Consider the following 16,705-nt stretch of genomic DNA (forward strand, 5'->3'; position numbering starts at 1 on the left):
CCAGACGCTTACGCCCAGAAATTCTCGCGCACGACCGCATCGCGCAGACCCTGGGGCGTGCGGACCTGCACCTCGCAGCCGTCGTCCCAATGGGTCATCCGCACCATGCCAATGGCCACATTGGTCTTGAAATCCGGCGAATACGCAGCCGAGGTCACTTGCCCGACCTTCTTGCCCTTCACTTCGATGTCCCACGCCCGATCACAGGGCGGCACCGCATCGCCCGGGATATCAATCGCGCGGACCTGCTTGGTGGGGCCTTCCTTGGCCACCCGCAACAGCGCGTCGCGGCCAATACAGCCGATCGCCGTCTGGGTGTCGCAAAACCGGCCCAAGCCGCATTCATGGGGCGTGTTGTCGTCGGTCATGTCATTGCCATAGCTCAGCAATCCCCCCTCGACACGCTCGATCCCGTTGGGGCAGCCCGCGCGCACATCCAGATCGCGCCCGGCCTCCATCAGCGCGTTCCACAGCGGCATCCCCTTGTCTTCGCCATCGACGTAAATCTCGAACCCGCCCTGTTTGGAATAGCCCGACCGCGCGATGGCCATCGACCGCCCCTCAAAGTCGAACATGCCAAAGCGGAAGAACCGGATGTCGCGGACCGCGTCGCCGAAAACCCGTGCCAGCAGGTCATCGGCCTTGGGGCCCTGAATGGCCAGCGGGCTGATATCGGGTTCGTCGATCAGCACATCCAGCCGGTAGCCGTTGGCGATCCCCTTGACCCAGAGCATCAGATCGCTGTCGGCAATGGAAATCCACCAGCGGTCCTCGGCCAGTTTCACCGCCACCGGATCATTCAGCATCCCGCCGGTTTCATCGACGATCGGCACATAGAAACACCGCCCCGGCAGCATCCCGCGCAGATCGCGCGGCGTCAGCATCTGCATCAGCTTTGCCGCATCCGGCCCGCGCAATTCGACCTGCCGTTCGCAGGCCACATCCCAGACCTGCACCGCCTCTTTCAGGTGATGGTAATCTTCCTGCACGCTCTTAAAGACCGTGGGCAGCAGCATGTGGTTATAGACCGTATAAGCCGATACGCCTGCGGCTTCGACGCCTTCGGAAAACATCGTGCGCCTGATCCGGCGCGATGGGGAAATGAGGGCCATTTATGCGGTCTCCGGCAGATAGATGATGTCACTGACAGGTGCCGCTTCACCGGCGGCAGTCAGCATGGCGTGGATTTGACCCCGATGGTGGGTCTGGTGGTTGAACAGTTGTACCACAGCAAGACCGATGGGCAGGCTATAGGGGTCGCCTCCGCTGGCGGGCACACAGTGCAGATCCCCCAGCAGGTCCAACTCGCGCAGGGCCCCTGCCCAATGGCGGATTTTGCCATCCACCCGGTGCCGGTCTGCGGCCCAGGCCCGTGCGTCCTTGTGCAGTTTGGGCCAGTTGTCAAACGCCTCGAAGGGCGGCTCCGTCGACGGGTCAAACCGCGACATCCACAACATGTCCCCACATAGCAGATGGTTCGCGGTGCCAAGGATCGACCCGAAAAAGGCCCCGCGATCCTTGGTCAATTCGGCCAATGGCATGTCCAGCAACAGCGGCATCAACTGGTCGTTCTGCCAACTGTTATAGCGCGCCATTGTCCGGACATAGCCTGTGTTTATCATGGGTTGGGGCCCTGCCAGTTGATCGGGCAAATCTCGGCTGATTTGCCGCCGAAATCCCAGACGCGACCGTAATCTCGGACCTTCGATTTCAGCCCGCGTGCCGCGATAATATCCGGCCCCATCCAGTATTTCGAATTCGAGATCATCACCGGATGATCCGCCGATTTGCCCGCAATCATCTCGATCTCGCCGGCGATCTTGCGGCCGATCTGGATCGACCGTTTGGTACCGTCGCGGATGATTTTCACAGGGGCGCGTTCGGCCCCGATGATCTCGGATACCAGCATGGTGAACAGGCCCGTGGTGCCGCCCGCCGCGCCGGAAAAGATTTGCAAAAGCCCGTTATAGGCTTTGCCACTGGCGTTTTCATCGACGTAAGCCGCGACTTTCCAGTTGCCTTCGCCCATGCGGCCCGGAATATCGACCAGCAGGCCCACGTTCAGCCCCGACAGGTCTTCGCCCTCGTAATGGCCCTCGTCGATGGCAATGGCCATCCACGCGTGGCAGTGCCCCTCTGTGGGCGGGTGTGCGCCAAGGCTGACAACACAGGGGCAGAACATCTCGCACGAGCAATTGAGGAACAGCTCGCCCTTGATCTGCCAGTTTGTCGGGGTCGCTTCGCGCCGTTTGGGGTTCGGCATCCGCTGGTCGATCCGCTGACTGATCGGCAAACGGTCTGCATCGGCTCTTTTGTTGGTCGCCATCTTATCCTCCTGAATACAAGGGCCAAGCCGCCACAGCGCATGCGCCAAGGATCAGCAAAACACCCATGGGTTTTACCACTTTATGCCCGATCTGGGGCAATTTTTCGAGCACCATGAACAAGGTCGCCAATCCCATCCAGGCCAAATTCATCACACCGCCCGCAAAACCGAGCGCCATAAAGCCCCAGCAACAGGCCACGCAAAACGTGCCAAGCCCCAGCCCCATGCGCAAACCGCCAGCAAAGCCGGAACGCCAATGGCCGATAAAATACATCATCGGGGAATGGCACACGCCATGGCAGATTTCCTTGGCGCGGGTGAATTGGAACACGCCCACGGCCAGCAACAATACCGCAGCAAACCAGCGGGATTTCGCAATGCCCAGCATGTCGATCACCCCGCCATACAGCAGCGCCAGCTGCGTGGCCGTGATGACAAGGGCAAAGCCGATCCACATGATGAAATAGCCCAGTAGCACGCCAAACCACCCCGCCCGCGTGCCATTGGCGCTGACCATCAGGTCTTCGTAGCTGCGCAAGGTCGGGATCATCGTGGGCAACATCATCGCGGCCATCATCGCGGCCCACATCACCGCCAAAGGCCCGAAACTGGCCATCGGCATGTACATATCCATGCGGGGGTCCATGGTACGCATCAACTGGCCCATGTCATTGGGACGGCCCAGCAGATCCAGCCCCATGCCCGTGCTCATGGCATACATCATCGTCCAAGCCGCAAGGATCAGACCGAAAAAGCCAAGCCAGAGCGCAGAACGGATGACAGGTGCCATGTGACGCGATCCTCCCTGATATGCGCGACTCGGTACTTGAAAAAGTAATGTCAGACATTTAAAGTTTTTCCAAACCCTAAATGTAAGACATATGAAAACCAGCCTCGTCCCCTCTGCCGATCTGTCGGCCCAGATCGCTGCGAATATCCGCGATGCCATCGTCAGCGGTGCATTGATTGTGGACGAACGCCTGCCGTCCGAGGCCGAACTGGCGCTGAAATTCGATGTGTCCCGCGCCACCGTGCGCGAGGCGCTCAAGCGGCTGGCTGCGCAATCGCTGATCCGCACACAGCGTGGTGCCACGGGTGGCGCATTCGTGAACCGCATCAGTTTCGAGGCTGCCCAAGCCCAGCAAATCACCACCTCAACCTTGCTGTTGTCGATGAATGACGTGAGCTTCGAGACCGCCTGCGAGGCGCGCTATGCCCTGGAACGCGCCTGTGCGCCGCTTTCCGCAATGCGCCGAAATTCAAATCATATCAATGCGATGCGAGACGAAATTAAAGTACAAGGTGAAGTGGAATTGAGCGATGAAGCGTTCTGCGCATCCGACGTCGCCTTTCACCGCGCGCTGGTCGATGGTGCGGGCAATCCGGTGCTGTCATACCAACTGGCCGGTGCCGTCGAGGCGATGCAGCCCCTGATGAACATGATCACCTTTACCGCCCGGTCCCGCGACGCGATCATCGCGCTGCACGTCGCCATCGCCGATGCGATCGAGGCCCAGGACGGCCCCGCTGCCAGCGCAGGATTGACCGCACTCGAGGCTGAAACCCAAACCCTTGCCCGCCGCGTCTTTGCGCAGCGCAAGGGGCACACCGGCTGAGCTTGCCCGCCCGCCTTTTATCACCTGTCGCAGATTAAAGAGCCCTTGCAAACCGCGCAGGGGTTCCTATGTTATATCTGTCCTTCGGGACTATGGGTATAAACGCGCATGTAATAAGCGGTTCGGACCCGGGGGCGGTACCCGGCGACTCCACCAATAATCCGTCATTTGCGGATCATGGGGTCGAAACAGGATCGACGAACGTCTAAAGATGTAGCCTTATCTCGGCTGACTGCCACCGTTATCGGCGTAAAATGTACAATTGCAAATGACAATCGTGCTCCAATGGCGATGGCCGCGTAAGCGACCGGAACTGTTGAAACTTAAGTCCTTGGGTTTAGCGACCTAAGGCGGGGTTCGCAGGTACCTGGCAACAGAAACCTGCACTTTACCCCCCCTTTATTTTGATGACTGTGGTTTATTCCGAGTGCGCCCTGCATGTTGCTGACGCCGGTCCAAAAGATGCCTTCGGCGAGGATTTTAGACCATTTGGAAGACAGGTGTCGCGTGACTTGACCTGTTGTGTCGTGCTGTGTCAGAAGTTTTAGATGGGGATTTTCGCGAACGCCCCGTGAGGCGCCAGCCAGAGGTTCGCATGTTTCCGGTTTGAAAGGATGCATGCCATGGCTGCCCCGAACAAGACGACTGCCCCGCCTTTTCAAAACCTTGTATTTCCGACCGATGCATTGGTGTCTGTTGAACTCCTTGCAGATCACGGCATCAGCGCGGATCAGGTTTCGTTTGCCGCCCTGGTGCCGATCAAGGGTGCGGGGCGTGGCGCGTGAGCGTGCCGGGCTGGCCACAAATGCTGCGTGTTTTCGGGCGTATCGGGCTGTTGTCTTTTGGCGGGCCTGCAGCGCAGATCGCCTTGATGCACCGCGAGCTGGTGGAGCGTCACGGATGGCTAAGCGAAGCCGCATATCTGCGCGCATTGTCGTTGTGTATGCTGTTGCCCGGCCCCGAAGCGATGCAGCTGGCCACCTATGCCGGCTGGCGGTTGCGCGGGACTGCGGGCGGGCTGCTGGCGGGGGTGCTGTTTGTCGTGCCGGGGGCGGTTGTGATCGGGGTTTTGGCCCTGGGCTATGCCTATTACGGGCAGCTTCCGCTGGTTCAGGCCGCGTTTCTGGGGATCAAGGCGGCCGTCATCATCGTTGTCTTTCAGGCGCTGCGCAAAGTTGCCGCCAAGGCGCTGACCGGGCTAGAGGGCGTGGCTTTGGCCGCGCTGTCGTTTGTTGCGCTTTTCGTGTTCGGGCTACCGTTTCCGCTGATTATTCTGGCCGCTGGGATTTGGGGGTTTTTGCACCATTCCACGACCCGTGTGCCGCTTGACCCTGCCCCGACCGGGTCTGCGCATCCCGTAAGGACGCTGGTGATCTGGGGCGGGCTATGGGCGGCCCCTTTGCTGCTGGTTTGGGCGTTGGGTCAGCAGTTCTTGCTTCAACTGGGTTTGTTTTTCTCAAAGCTTGCGGTGGTGACATTTGGCGGGGCCTATGCGGTGCTGGCCTATATGACGCAAAGCGTGGTGCAGGATCACGGCTGGATCACCACCCAGCAGATGATTGACGCCTTGGGCCTTGCCGAAACCACCCCCGGCCCGCTGATCTTGGTAACTGAATTCGTGGCGCTGCTGGCCGGGTTTGCGCAAAGCGGCATCAGCGGGGCGGTTGCGGCGGGGGCGCTGGCGCTGTGGGTGACGTTTACCCCCTGTTTTCTTTGGATATTCCTTGCCGGACCTTATCTTGAGGCGCTCTCGGGGATGCCAAGGTTAAGCGCTGCATTGCGCGCCATCACAGCCGCTGTCGTCGGTGTGATTGCCAATCTTTCGGTCTGGTTTGCGTTGCATGTGGTATTTGAACGGGTCACGCTGGGGGGCGTTTTGGCGATGCCCCTGCCCGATTGGTCCAGCTTTGACGCCACCGCCCTTGGGCTGACGGTCCTGGCCGGAATTTTAATGTTGGTGTTCAACCGCGGCTTTGTTTTCACCATGTGCGTTTTGGGAGTGGTCGCAGTTGGGCCCGCTGTCGTCGGATAATTCCAAAGAGCCCCCTTTTCACTGTTGGTAAATGGCGTATGCTAGGGCGATCAAACTGGGGGTTGAACAGATAAAATGAGCCGAACCATTGAGTATGGCAACCTGATGCATGACGCGATGCGCGGACTGATCCGGAAGGTGCTTTTGGATGTGGCAGCCAATGGTTTGCCCGGAAATCATCATTTTTTCATTACATTTGACACCGAACACCCCGATGCCGAACTGGCCGACTGGCTTTCGGACCGCTATCCCGGCGAGATGACCGTGGTGATGCAACACTGGTACGACAAGCTGGAAGTCACGGACGAGGGATTCTCTGTCACGTTGAATTTCGGCGATGCACCGGAGCCGATGTATATCCCCTATGACGCGATCCGCACCTTTGTGGACCCCTCCGTCGAGTTTGGCCTGAAATTCGAACAGCAAGAGCCCTCCGGTGACGATGGCGGGACCTTGCCGCAAAAGAAAGAAAGCGAGCTTGAGGTACCAGAAGAGGCACCCAAAGCCGCCGAAATCGTGTCTTTGGACAGTTTTCGCAAATAACTTCGCCTATTGCAGCCGCGTTAGCGCGATCGCTTGATTGCGCAGCGCCCCTGCGCAGGCTAAACCCTGATCCAACATATTGCCAAGATCAGGAGCCTGCACATGGCCGGTACACGCACAGAAACAGACAGCTTTGGCCCGTTGGAGGTCCCTTCCGATAAATATTGGGGGGCCCAGACCCAGCGGTCGATCATCAACTTCCCGATCGGTTGGGAAAAACAGCCCGTGCCGATCATCCGCGCCTTGGGTGTGGTGAAAAAAGCCTGTGCGATGGAGAACCTCAAGCAAGGGGATCTGAGCGCCGAGATTGGCGATGCGATTGTCGCGGCGGCCACTGAGGTGATCGAGGGCAAGTTTGACGATAACTTTCCTTTGGTGGTGTGGCAGACCGGGTCCGGTACCCAGTCCAACATGAACGCCAACGAAGTGATCTCGAACCGTGCCATTGAGATGCTGGGCGGCGAGATGGGATCGAAGAAACCCGTTCACCCCAATGACCATTGCAACATGGGCCAGTCGTCAAACGATACATTCCCCACGGCAATGCATGTGGCGATTGCCATGCAGGCCCGTGATGTGTTGCTGCCCGGTTTGCAAAAGCTGCACGATGCGCTGGCCGCCAAATCGGTTGAATTCAAGGACATCATCAAGATCGGCCGCACCCACACCCAGGATGCGACGCCCCTGACGCTGGGCCAGGAATTCTCGGGGTATACGCATCAGGTGAAAAAGGGCATTGAACGCGTCAACGCCTGCCTGCCCGACATTTACGAGCTTGCCCAAGGCGGCACGGCGGTGGGCACCGGGCTGAACACCAAGAAAGGCTGGGCCGAAGCGGTCGCAGCCCATATGGCCGAGATCACCGATCTGCCATTTGTCACCGCCCCCAACAAGTTTGAATCGCTGGCCGCCCATGACGCGATGGTCATGTTCTCGGGCGCGCTGAAAACCGTTGCCGGATCGCTGTTCAAGATCGCCAATGACATGCGTTTGCTGGGCTCCGGCCCGCGGTCAGGTCTGGGCGAATTGATCCTGCCGGAAAACGAGCCGGGATCGTCGATCATGCCGGGCAAGGTAAACCCTACACAGGCCGAAGCGCTGACAATGGTCTGTGCCCATGTCATGGGCAATGACGCCGCCGTCGGTTTTGCCGGATCGCAAGGCCATTTTGAGCTGAACGTCTATAACCCGATGATGAGCTATAACGTCTTGCAATCCATGCAGCTTTTGGGCGACAGCGCATCGGCCTTTACCGATAATATGGTCGTCGGCACCCAAGCCAATGTCGACCGCATCGACAAGCTGATGAAAGAAAGCCTGATGCTGGTCACAGCGCTGGCCCCCACAATCGGCTATGACAACGCAACCAAGGTTGCAAAAACAGCCCATAAGAACGGAACGACCCTCAAGGAAGAAGCAATCGCCCTGGGGTTTGTCGACGCTGAAACATTCGACCGCGTGGTGCGGCCGGAGCAAATGATCGGACCAAAAGAATGAGCGCCCCCATCAACCTCAACAAGGTCAAGAAAGAGCGCAACCGCGCCTCTCGCAAGGCCCGCGCTGACGAAAACGCAGTGCAATTCGGCCAAAGCAAGGACCAAAAAGAGGTTCTGAAAGAACGTCTGGCGAAAATTGCACGCAACCTGGAAGCCCATAAGCGCGAGACATGAGCGCACGGCCCGTCAAACACTCGGTGACCCTAAGGGGTCACCGGACATCCATCTCTCTGGAAGATGAATTCTGGAATGAATTCAAAAGAATAGCAGACGATATGGACCTTCCGATCAATGCGCTGGTGGCGCAGATCGATGCAGATCGCGGACTGGAAGCCGGGCTTGCCTCGGCCATTCGGGTGTTTGTTCTGCGCACCTTAAAGGAAAGTTTACCAAGGGCGGAATAGCATTTCATATGGCTATTCCCTGTGAACTTTCACCCCAAGCTTGGATCACCCACTTGTTCAGTGCAAAAACCGCGCGACAAGGTGGTGTGGTTCGCCGAAACCTACGTGATATCGAGAGATACGTCGGTCGAGATGTATTCGAAGCAGAGCTGCAACGGCGCGGGTATCACGCCGTTGAAAACGCAGGGCAATTGATCATCTTTTGCAATCAAGAACCCATACGTCTGATTTTGTAGTCGATTTTTTCAAAAAAATCGGACCGGATTTTTTGAAAATTCCGCCGCGTTACGCCACCGATGCTTTGTAAATCTTGTCGATATTCGCGCCCAATGCCGCGTTGAATTCTGCATTGGTCATTTTCACGTTCAACCCTTCGGTCAAGGCACGCGAAAAGCTGGCGATCATCTTGGCGTTCTGGCTTAGACGCGCGCTGGCATCATCCGTCGAATACCCACCCGACAGGGCAACAACCCGCAAGACATTCGGCAGGTCCGCCAGGCTGTCATACAGCCCCGCTTTTTCGGGAAGGGTCAGCTTGAGCATGACAATCTCGTCCGGTGCCAGCAGCGCAAGGTGGTTTTCCAACTCTGCCTTCAGGATATCCTCGCATTCCGCTTTGCTGGCGGAATGGATATTCACCTCGGGCTCGATGATCGGAACCAGACCCGCCGCACAAACCGCTTTGGCCACTTCGAACTGCTGGGCGACCACGGCGCGGATACCGTAAGCATTGGCAGACTGGATGACAGAGCGTTCTTTTGTGCCAAAGATACCCGCCGCCTTGGCGCGCTTCAGCAAGACATCCAGATCAGGCATAGGTTTAAGTAATTGAACGCCGTTTGTCTCGTCCTCAAGACCCTTGTCGATCTTCAGAAAGGGCACAACACCGCGGTCGTTCCACAGCACATCTGCGACGGGTTTGCCGTTGATCGTCTCGTCCATGGTGCGTTCAAACAGGATGGCACCCAGGACTTTGTCGCTGGTAAAATCATCTGCCAGGATGATCCGGGCGCGCATGTCATGCATGGCCTGAAACATCTGCGCATCGCCTGAATAATCTGACGGTTCAACGCCATACAAGCTAAGCGCTTTGGGGGTCGATCCGCCGGATTGATCCAGGGCTGCTACAAATCCCTTGCCGGTCGCCATTTGTGTGCGTTGTGCGTCTGTCGTGCTCATGGTGGTGCAGGCCCTTATTGATTCCGTTTCGCATGGTCTAATGCATCTATCCGCGCGATGATATATCGTTAGCGTCGGACAAATCGCAGCCAAATGCCATCTTTCGACCTTACCGTCAGATGCGCGACGGGAACAGGCACCTTGGTGGCAACAGCTTCGATGCGGTAATCCCGCAAGAGCCGCGACAGGATCAAAGGCCCCTCGATCATGGCAAATCCGGCCCCCGGACACACCCGCGCCCCGGCGCTGAACGGCAGATAGGCCTCTCGTTGGCATTTCTGGCCATTGTCGGTGTGCCAGCGCGCGGGGTCAAAGCCGTCGGGGTTATCCCACAGGCGTTCCTGACGGTGCAAATGCCACGGGCTGATCACCACCTGCGCGCCTGCCTGCACCGTGCGGTCGCGGAACTGTTCGGGGCATGTTGCCTCGCGCACCATCATCGGGACGGGCGGATACAGCCGCAGCGCCTCGCGAAACACATCGCGGCTCAGGCGCAGCTTGGACATGACCGAGAAATCACAGCCCCCCATCTGCTGCGCTTCCTCGGCCAGCTTGTCCTGCCAGTCGGGATGCGTGGCCATCAAATACAGCGTCCATGCAAGCGCCGAGGCGCTGGTCTCGTGGCCGGCAAGGAAAAAGATCGCGACCTGGTCGACCATTTCCTGGGTGCTGAAGGTATCGCCATCGACGGGATCGAAAGTCGTCATGATCTTGGTCGCCAGATCCTGCGGGGCCGTGCCTTGGGCGATCTGCGCCATGCGGTCTTCGGTCAACTGTGTGATCAGCCGGCGTATCTTGGCCGCACTTGACCGGGTGTCTTTGCGAAACAGGCGCGGCAGCCAGCGCGGCAGCGGGATAAACGCGGCAATGTTCAGGATCGGCTGGCTGCGTTGGTAGGTTTTGAATTCTTCAAACACCTCGCGGGCCAGATGATGGTCGATGGGCAATGAAAACAACGTGCGAAAGATCACATCGGCCGCTGCATGGCTGGTTTCGGCCTCGATCTCGATCACCTGCCCGGTTCGCGGTTCCAGCCGTTTGGCCATCGCCTCGGCCGCGTCCCACATCGCGGGAAAGCTGTCGCGCAGCCGCCCCCCCTCAAAGGCCGGATCAATGATGCGCCGTTGCCGTTTCCAGGTCTCGCCATTGGTCAAAAACACCGAATTGCCCAACAAGGGGCGCAAGCCTTCGCCGATACGGTCGGATTTGGGGAAATCGCCGGGCCGTTCTTTCAGGACCGTTTTGATCAGTTCCGGCTGGTTGATCAGATAGCTGCGAAAGAACGGCGTTTTGAATTCCGCCATCCAGGCGCGGTACAAACGGGCGGGCTGCGCCGACAGGATGTCCTGGCGAAACAGCTGGGCATAGCGCCACAGCGATACCTTTTCAGGGCGGCTGTCGGGTTTGGGCGGCAAGGTCATGGCGCGGTCGAGGTGAATTTATTCACCGGCTTCACGATCCGCGACTTTGATGCGGGCCGGTGGGCATAGCGTTCGGCAAGGGAATGCGGGCCTGCGGTGATCTGGAAATAATCATAATCCTTGGGTGCATCAAACGCGCAAAGGTACTGGAAATGCAGACGGAAAAACCGCCAGCGCAATTCCTTCCACCGCGCGGGGCTCAGCGATTGGGTAAAGGCCGCCGAGAACACCAAGGGCCATTTCTTGCCCTCCGGCGCGACACCGGACACCGCCACAGGGTCACAGAGCGCAAAGGCGCAGCCGTCGCCGGGGGCCGTTACATCAACCCATGTCAATTCATCCCGTTGGGAAAGATAGCGCAGATCGGCCCGCAAACGGTGCGCATCGCGCAGGAAAGACACCATCGGCACCACCTGCCCCAAGGTTAAAAACCCCAGATCAGGCCCGTCGTCAGGCACCAGCCCTGCACGCACCAGATCGGCCAGCATCGACACCCCCAAATGCGCACCGGATGAATGGCCAACGACCAGAACCTCATCCACGTCGGATTTCAGGGCCTCGGCGACGACCTCGCCAAATTCGGCCATGCGGCTTTCCAAGGCGGGCGGGTTCGCGCCGCGTGTTGCAGCCCCGAAAGCATAGTCATGCATCAGGTAATAGGCGAAAAACTTGCCGTCGTGTTTCTTGAACCACTCCAGCACCGACCAACCGACAAACACGCCAACCGACGCGACAAGGCCCTTGAACCAGAACGGCCCGCCGAAATAGGTCAGCGCGGCAAAGACCACCCTGCCCGCAAGCACCGCAATCAACAGCTGCACCAGCAACATGCCCACCGGATACAGCGCCGCAATCACCGGCCCCTTGCGCAGCTTCATCAGCCGCCACAGCGCCCCCGACGCGATATAGACCCAGGCGGTTTGAACCAGTTGCCCGTAGGTGGCCAGAATCGAATTGCGCATCGAAATCCGTACGATGTCGGACCAGACCAGCACCTCGACCTGCGCATCGACCTGCACCCCGTCGATTTCGGCATTAACGGACCAGCCGTAATTGCCCTTGGTGGTTTTTGGTTTCAGCCCGATTTTATAGCCGGAAATCCGCGCCTGATCGGTGGATTCCTTGCGGTATAATTCGCGGTATCTGCGGGGATGGATCGGGTCATAGCCCGGAATGTAGAACACCCGGCGCCGTTTGACTGTTTGTTCGATATCTTCGGCCATGTCCCACCTGTCGTTCGCATCAGTTTAGACAGGTTTTTTGGCAAGAGTAAGGCCCCTAGCCCAGGGAACCAAGCGCGGGGAATGTTTCAAGCAGCCAGAAGGAAAACGCCGAAAACGCACCGGTCAAAAGCGCCAGCCCCACGACAATCAGCAAGATGCCCATGATCCGCTCGATCAGCTTCATATAGGGTTTGATCCGGTTCATCAGCAGCGTCGCGCGGGTGATGAACATCGCAGCCAGCAGAAACGGAATGCCAAGCCCCGCCGCATAGACCCCCAGCAGCAATGTGCCACGCGCGACCGACGCCTCCGATGCGGCCAGTGACAGGATCGCCCCCAGTTGCGGCCCGATGCACGGCGTCCAGCCAAAGGCAAAGGCAAGCCCCAGCACATAGGCCCCAAAGGACGATCCACCCTTGTCACCCGCATCCAGACGCGCCTCCTGGTCAAGGAAGGGGATGCGGAACACCCCAAGGAAATGCAGGCCGAAAATAACCACAACCGCCCCGGAGGCACGGGCGAAAAGCACCTGATTTTGCAGGAAAAACGCGCCAAAAGCCGAGGCGGTAAAGCCAAGAATCAAGAACACGGTACTGAGGCCCATCACGAAAAACAGCGCTGCGATCACCGCCTTGCGCCGTGCCGATCCGACATTGGACATATCGTTCAGGGTCACGCCGCTCATATAGGCCAGATAGGGTGGCACAATCGGCAAGACGCAAGGGCTGAGGAAGCTGATAACCCCCGCCGTCAATGCGATGAAAATGGCAGGCAGCAAGCCCGCGTCGATCAGATCAATACCAAACATACGACACCTTTACTGCGCTTTGGCGGTGGCGTCACGCCCTGTTGCACGGGCCCGCGTCACAAGGTTGTGGACGCTTTGAAACATCTGCCGTATTTGGGGCATATGAATGAAGAACATATCCTAGATGCGACGGGGTTGCTGTGCCCCTTGCCCGTGCTCAAAGCACGCAAACGATTGCAGGGTCTTGCCTCCGGCGCGGTCTTGAAAGTGCAGGCGGATGACCCCGCCGCGATCATTGATATCCCGCATTTTTGCGCCGAGGCAGGTCATGAACTGGTCAGTCTCGACTCTGATGACAGCCCCCAGATCTATGTGATCCGCAAAAAGTAACAGGCCCTGAAACGAAAAAGGCAGACCCGAAGGTCTGCCTTTTTTAATATCATAGCACCTCAGGAGCCGCCGAGTGACCACCAGCCGCGCCGTTTTGGCTTGGCCGGTTTTTCCACGACCTTTTCAGGTTCTGGGGCAACGGTCGGTTCAGGCAGTTCTTCGATCACAGGCGCAGGGGCCACCTCTTGGGTCGCAGGAACCTCAACCGGGGCCGCATCGACCGGAACTTCGACTGGAACTTCGACTGGGGCCGGCGTTTGAGCTACCGGAGCAGGCTCTGGCGCGGGTTCAGGTGCCGGTTCAGCCGCCTGCTCTGGTTCAGCCGCAGGGGCTGGCGCAGGTGTTTCCTCGGCTTGATCCGACGGCTTTGCCTCTGCACCTTCCGCAGGTTCAACCGGTTTCTCCTCGGCTGCGACCTTGGGCTTGCGCGTGCGGGTCCGCTTTTTCGGCGCAGGCTTTTCATCAGCCTTTTCTTCGGGCGCATCTGCCGCGTCAGACGCCGCCGTCGCATCGGCGCTTTCCGCACCCTCTGCGACCGCTTCGGCCTTCGGCTTGCGAGACCGGCTGCGGGTGCGCTTGGGCTTTTCAACCGGCGCGTCCTGAGCATCTGCCGCCGCTACTTCCGCGTCAGCAGGCGCTTTATCCGCATCATCAGCCGTGGAACCAGCGTCCTCTTGGGATTGGCCGCTGTCTGACTTGGCGTCGTCGTCGCCGTCACCGTTGTTTTCACCGTTTGCGGCATCATCCCCGTTGGATTTGCCACCGCGCCGCCGACGCCTCCGACGACGGCGTTTCGGTTTGCCCTCTCCATCGGTGTCATCGCCATCGGCATCCGTATTGCGGGTGGCTTCACGGGTCGAGGTCTGCTCCTCGGCCTCTTCTTCTTCCACTTCGATGATCTCGGCTTCTTGCTCGTCGATCTCGTCCATCAGGGTGGTATCAACAGAAACAACATGTTCGATCGGTGTCACCACACGGGTGGCAGTCTTGAACTTTTCGATCTTGAAATCGGGGCTGACCAAGGTCGGGTCGCCTTCGACCCGCACGGACATGCCATAGCGGCCCTCAATATGGGCGATATGCTCGCGCTTTTGGTTCATCAAGAAGTTGGCGATGCCGACGGGTGCCGTGACCAGCACCTCGCGGGACCGTTTGCGTGTGCCTTCTTCTTCGATCTCGCGCAGGATCGACAGGGCAAGGTTGTCATCCGACCGGATCAGACCTGTACCATGACAGGCGTGGCACGGCTGGGTCGTTGCCTCGATCATGCCGGGGCGCAGACGCTGGCGCGACATTTCCATCAAGCCAAAGCCCGAAATGCGGCCGACCTGAATGCGGGCGCGGTCGGTCTTGAGCTTGTCCTTCATCATCTTTTCGACGGCGATGTTGTTACGACGCTCGTCCATGTCGATAAAGTCGATGACGATCAAACCCGCCAGATCGCGCAGGCGCAGCTGTCGTGCGACTTCGGCGGCGGCCTCAAGGTTGGTTTTGGTCGCTGTCTGTTCGATCGACCCTTCTTTGGTGGCCCGCCCCGAGTTGACGTCGACCGCAACCAAAGCTTCGGTCACACCGATCACGATATAGCCACCCGACGGCAGCTGAACCGTGGGGTTGAACATGCCCGACAGATAGGATTCGACCTGATAGCGCGCGAACAACGGCATGGTTTCGCTGTACAGCTTCACGTTTTTCGCATGGGACGGCATGATCATCTTCATGAAGTCCTTGGCGATGCGATAGCCGCGTTCGCCTTCGACAAACACTTCGTCGATATCACGGTTGTACAGGTCGCGGATCGACCGTTTGATCAGGTCGCCCTCTTCGTAGATTTTGGCAGGCGCGATGGATTTCAACGTCAGCTCGCGGATTTGCTCCCACAGACGTTGCAGATATTCATAGTCGCGCTTGATCTCGGCTTTGGTGCGCTGTGCACCGGCTGTGCGCACGATCAGACCGGCACCCTTGGGCACCTGAATCTCGTTCGCGATCTCTTTCAGCTTTTTGCGATCTGCTGCGTTGGTGATCTTGCGGCTGATCCCGCCCCCACGCGCCGTGTTTGGCATCAAGACACAGTAACGACCGGCCAGCGACAGATAGGTCGTCAGGGCAGCGCCCTTGTTGCCGCGTTCTTCCTTGACCACCTGGATCAGAAGAATTTGACGTACTTTTACGACTTCCTGAATTTTATAGCGCTTGGGACGTGGCTTGCGCGCAGGACGCAGGTCGTCCTGATCATCATCATCGGCAACAGATTCGATGCTGTCATCCTTGGAGGATGCGTCCAGTCCCTTGGATCTCGACGCGCCGTTGTCATCCCCGTTATCATCGGAATCATCTTCATCCGCGTCCGAGACATCATCGTCCTGATCGGGTTCTTCGACAGGCGTCTCGGCAACACGCTCCATCGGCGAAGACCCTTCGTCCTCGTCATCCAGATCAACCGTTTCCATGCCTTCGATCTGGTCGCTGTCAGCTTCTTTGCTGGCAACGGCGTCATCGCTGACGGTGTCTTCGGCCTTGGGCTTGCCACGGCTGCGCGACCGCGTGCGGCGCTTGGGTTTCTCGTCGTCATCTTCCTTGGCGGCCTGCGCTTCTGCATAGGCACGCTCTTCCTCCATCAGCGCGATACGATCGGCGACGGGGATCTGGTAGTAATCGGGGTGAATTTCCGAAAACGCCAGAAAACCATGGCGATTTCCGCCATAATCCACAAAGGCCGCTTGCAACGAAGGCTCTACCCGCGTGACTTTCGCGAGGTAGATGTTGCCAGCTAGCTGGCGTTTATTCTCTGATTCAAAGTCAAATTCCTCGACCTTGTTTCCGTCAACCACAACAACGCGAGTTTCCTCAGCGTGGGTGGCATCGATAAGCATTTTCTTAGGCATAAATCCATTTTGCACAGCTGCGCACGCAAGCGTCCCGGTGGGGCACCGTGCGGCAGGGTATGTCTTGTCAGGGCGATGGGTGACGCGGCTAAAACAGGGCCCAAAAGGCCGCCTGTCTGTCTGCTCGTGGCGTCTGCGCGCGTCATCGCGGTTCTTCTCCGACGTGAAAGGCACCTAAATGCGGTTCACATCCATTAATTACTGCATTTGATCAGGGCCTTGGCCCATGCCATCCGTCAGCGGTTCTCTGGCCTTTTTTAAGGGCCTCATCGGTCTGCCTGGACACCGGTGTACGGGTAACCGAGGCAGCGAAACTGTCAAAGGGCCTTTGATTGCGTATCAATGCACAATCGACCCTTCCCACCAATTAATGCCAGAAGTGATCAAATGACAATGGTCAATCGCGTATTGGACAGGTTTGTCGTGGATCAATTCAGGG

Annotated in this window: 17 protein-coding genes and 1 other RNA gene; 9 read left to right on the plus strand and 9 right to left on the minus strand. The window is 58.5% G+C overall.

The genetic code is table 11. The features are described 5' to 3' along the window. Positions 1-8: 8 nt before the first annotated feature. Genes ACSQ13_RS07310 through ACSQ13_RS07325 form a run of 4 tightly spaced genes read right to left on the minus strand, consistent with a single transcriptional unit; the run spans position 9 to position 3,116 of the window. On the minus strand, positions 9-1,112 hold the full coding sequence (locus ACSQ13_RS07310; RefSeq protein WP_176249127.1) for a dimethylsulfoniopropionate demethylase: 1,104 nt from the start codon (positions 1,110-1,112) through the stop codon (positions 9-11). Beyond that, positions 1,113-1,622, minus strand: coding sequence for a DinB family protein (locus ACSQ13_RS07315; RefSeq protein ID WP_176249128.1), 510 nt, complete (start codon positions 1,620-1,622; stop codon positions 1,113-1,115). Next, positions 1,619-2,326, minus strand: coding sequence for a DUF1326 domain-containing protein (locus ACSQ13_RS07320; protein ID WP_176249129.1), 708 nt, complete (start codon positions 2,324-2,326; stop codon positions 1,619-1,621). The genes ACSQ13_RS07315 and ACSQ13_RS07320 overlap by 4 nt, the downstream gene beginning before the upstream one ends. 1 nt (position 2,327) lies before the next feature. Continuing rightward, on the minus strand, positions 2,328-3,116 hold the full coding sequence (locus tag ACSQ13_RS07325; RefSeq protein ID WP_295509022.1) for a DUF2182 domain-containing protein: 789 nt from the start codon (positions 3,114-3,116) through the stop codon (positions 2,328-2,330). Between the two features lie 91 nt (positions 3,117-3,207). On the opposite strand from ACSQ13_RS07325, the gene ACSQ13_RS07330 reads away from it, so the two are divergent. From ACSQ13_RS07330 to ACSQ13_RS07365, 8 genes are all read left to right on the plus strand, one after another. Further along, a complete protein-coding gene (locus ACSQ13_RS07330) occupies positions 3,208-3,942 on the plus strand; it encodes a FadR/GntR family transcriptional regulator (RefSeq protein WP_295509025.1) in 735 nt (244 codons plus the stop codon). A gap of 41 nt (positions 3,943-3,983) precedes the next feature. Next, positions 3,984-4,330, plus strand: a transfer-messenger RNA (tmRNA) gene (gene ssrA / locus ACSQ13_RS07335). Between the two features lie 235 nt (positions 4,331-4,565). Continuing rightward, a complete protein-coding gene (locus ACSQ13_RS07340; protein WP_176249132.1) occupies positions 4,566-4,727 on the plus strand; it encodes a hypothetical protein in 162 nt (53 codons plus the stop codon). Beyond that, positions 4,724-5,974 (plus strand): chromate efflux transporter, encoded by a 1,251-nt coding sequence (chrA, locus tag ACSQ13_RS07345; RefSeq protein WP_435988235.1) that lies wholly within the window; start codon positions 4,724-4,726, stop codon positions 5,972-5,974. The genes ACSQ13_RS07340 and chrA overlap by 4 nt, the downstream gene beginning before the upstream one ends. Before the next feature lie 75 nt (positions 5,975-6,049). After that, positions 6,050-6,517 carry an SspB family protein gene (locus ACSQ13_RS07350; RefSeq protein WP_176249134.1) on the plus strand — a complete coding sequence of 156 codons (468 nt, stop codon included), beginning with the start codon at positions 6,050-6,052 and terminating at the stop codon, positions 6,515-6,517. Between the two features lie 102 nt (positions 6,518-6,619). Further along, entirely contained in the window at positions 6,620-8,014 is a 1,395-nt protein-coding gene (gene fumC, locus ACSQ13_RS07355; RefSeq protein WP_176249135.1) for a class II fumarate hydratase, read from the plus strand. Then, positions 8,011-8,187, plus strand: coding sequence for a DUF4169 family protein (locus ACSQ13_RS07360; RefSeq protein ID WP_176249136.1), 177 nt, complete (start codon positions 8,011-8,013; stop codon positions 8,185-8,187). Before fumC ends, ACSQ13_RS07360 begins: the two co-directional genes overlap by 4 nt. Continuing rightward, entirely contained in the window at positions 8,184-8,417 is a 234-nt protein-coding gene (locus tag ACSQ13_RS07365; RefSeq protein ID WP_176249137.1) for a ribbon-helix-helix domain-containing protein, read from the plus strand. Before ACSQ13_RS07360 ends, ACSQ13_RS07365 begins: the two co-directional genes overlap by 4 nt. A gap of 285 nt (positions 8,418-8,702) precedes the next feature. Here the strand turns inward: ACSQ13_RS07365 and ACSQ13_RS07370 are convergent, their stop codons facing one another. The 4 genes from ACSQ13_RS07370 to ACSQ13_RS07385 form a co-directional block, all read right to left on the minus strand. Beyond that, positions 8,703-9,596, minus strand: a complete 894-nt coding sequence (locus tag ACSQ13_RS07370; RefSeq protein ID WP_295509032.1) for a fructose bisphosphate aldolase — start codon at positions 9,594-9,596, stop codon at positions 8,703-8,705. A gap of 68 nt (positions 9,597-9,664) precedes the next feature. Further along, positions 9,665-11,017 (minus strand): cytochrome P450, encoded by a 1,353-nt coding sequence (locus tag ACSQ13_RS07375; RefSeq protein ID WP_295509035.1) that lies wholly within the window; start codon positions 11,015-11,017, stop codon positions 9,665-9,667. Further along, entirely contained in the window at positions 11,014-12,240 is a 1,227-nt protein-coding gene (locus tag ACSQ13_RS07380; protein WP_295509038.1) for a hypothetical protein, read from the minus strand. The genes ACSQ13_RS07375 and ACSQ13_RS07380 overlap by 4 nt, the downstream gene beginning before the upstream one ends. Before the next feature lie 55 nt (positions 12,241-12,295). Continuing rightward, on the minus strand, positions 12,296-13,048 hold the full coding sequence (locus ACSQ13_RS07385; protein ID WP_176249141.1) for a cytochrome c biogenesis CcdA family protein: 753 nt from the start codon (positions 13,046-13,048) through the stop codon (positions 12,296-12,298). A gap of 102 nt (positions 13,049-13,150) precedes the next feature. Between ACSQ13_RS07385 and ACSQ13_RS07390 the strand changes: the two genes are divergently transcribed. Continuing rightward, positions 13,151-13,378 carry a sulfurtransferase TusA family protein gene (locus ACSQ13_RS07390; protein WP_176249716.1) on the plus strand — a complete coding sequence of 76 codons (228 nt, stop codon included), beginning with the start codon at positions 13,151-13,153 and terminating at the stop codon, positions 13,376-13,378. 59 nt (positions 13,379-13,437) lie between these two features. Here the strand turns inward: ACSQ13_RS07390 and ACSQ13_RS07395 are convergent, their stop codons facing one another. Beyond that, positions 13,438-16,266, minus strand: a complete 2,829-nt coding sequence (locus ACSQ13_RS07395; RefSeq protein ID WP_435988236.1) for an Rne/Rng family ribonuclease — start codon at positions 16,264-16,266, stop codon at positions 13,438-13,440. Between the last annotated feature and the right edge of the window lie 439 nt (positions 16,267-16,705).

Origin of the sequence: Sulfitobacter sp. SH22, from assembly GCF_965641905.1 — a bacterium.
GTDB lineage: Bacteria > Pseudomonadota > Alphaproteobacteria > Rhodobacterales > Rhodobacteraceae > Sulfitobacter.

Excerpts from the sequence above, each read along its gene's own strand:
- ACSQ13_RS07310 (WP_176249127.1), bottom strand. The coding sequence starts at position 1,112 with ATGGCCCTCATTTCCCCATCGCGCCGGATCAGGCGCACGATGTTTTCC.
- ACSQ13_RS07315 (WP_176249128.1), bottom strand. The coding sequence starts at position 1,622 with ATGATAAACACAGGCTATGTCCGGACAATGGCGCGCTATAACAGTTGG.
- ACSQ13_RS07320 (WP_176249129.1), bottom strand. The coding sequence starts at position 2,326 with ATGGCGACCAACAAAAGAGCCGATGCAGACCGTTTGCCGATCAGTCAG.
- ACSQ13_RS07325 (WP_295509022.1), bottom strand. The coding sequence starts at position 3,116 with ATGGCACCTGTCATCCGTTCTGCGCTCTGGCTTGGCTTTTTCGGTCTG.
- ACSQ13_RS07330 (WP_295509025.1), top strand. The coding sequence starts at position 3,208 with ATGAAAACCAGCCTCGTCCCCTCTGCCGATCTGTCGGCCCAGATCGCT.
- ACSQ13_RS07340 (WP_176249132.1), top strand. The coding sequence starts at position 4,566 with ATGGCTGCCCCGAACAAGACGACTGCCCCGCCTTTTCAAAACCTTGTA.
- ACSQ13_RS07350 (WP_176249134.1), top strand. The coding sequence starts at position 6,050 with ATGAGCCGAACCATTGAGTATGGCAACCTGATGCATGACGCGATGCGC.
- fumC (WP_176249135.1), top strand. The coding sequence starts at position 6,620 with ATGGCCGGTACACGCACAGAAACAGACAGCTTTGGCCCGTTGGAGGTC.
- ACSQ13_RS07360 (WP_176249136.1), top strand. The coding sequence starts at position 8,011 with ATGAGCGCCCCCATCAACCTCAACAAGGTCAAGAAAGAGCGCAACCGC.
- ACSQ13_RS07365 (WP_176249137.1), top strand. The coding sequence starts at position 8,184 with ATGAGCGCACGGCCCGTCAAACACTCGGTGACCCTAAGGGGTCACCGG.
- ACSQ13_RS07370 (WP_295509032.1), bottom strand. The coding sequence starts at position 9,596 with ATGAGCACGACAGACGCACAACGCACACAAATGGCGACCGGCAAGGGA.
- ACSQ13_RS07375 (WP_295509035.1), bottom strand. The coding sequence starts at position 11,017 with ATGACCTTGCCGCCCAAACCCGACAGCCGCCCTGAAAAGGTATCGCTG.
- ACSQ13_RS07380 (WP_295509038.1), bottom strand. The coding sequence starts at position 12,240 with ATGGCCGAAGATATCGAACAAACAGTCAAACGGCGCCGGGTGTTCTAC.
- ACSQ13_RS07385 (WP_176249141.1), bottom strand. The coding sequence starts at position 13,048 with ATGTTTGGTATTGATCTGATCGACGCGGGCTTGCTGCCTGCCATTTTC.
- ACSQ13_RS07390 (WP_176249716.1), top strand. The coding sequence starts at position 13,151 with ATGAATGAAGAACATATCCTAGATGCGACGGGGTTGCTGTGCCCCTTG.
- ACSQ13_RS07395 (WP_435988236.1), bottom strand. The coding sequence starts at position 16,266 with ATGCCTAAGAAAATGCTTATCGATGCCACCCACGCTGAGGAAACTCGC.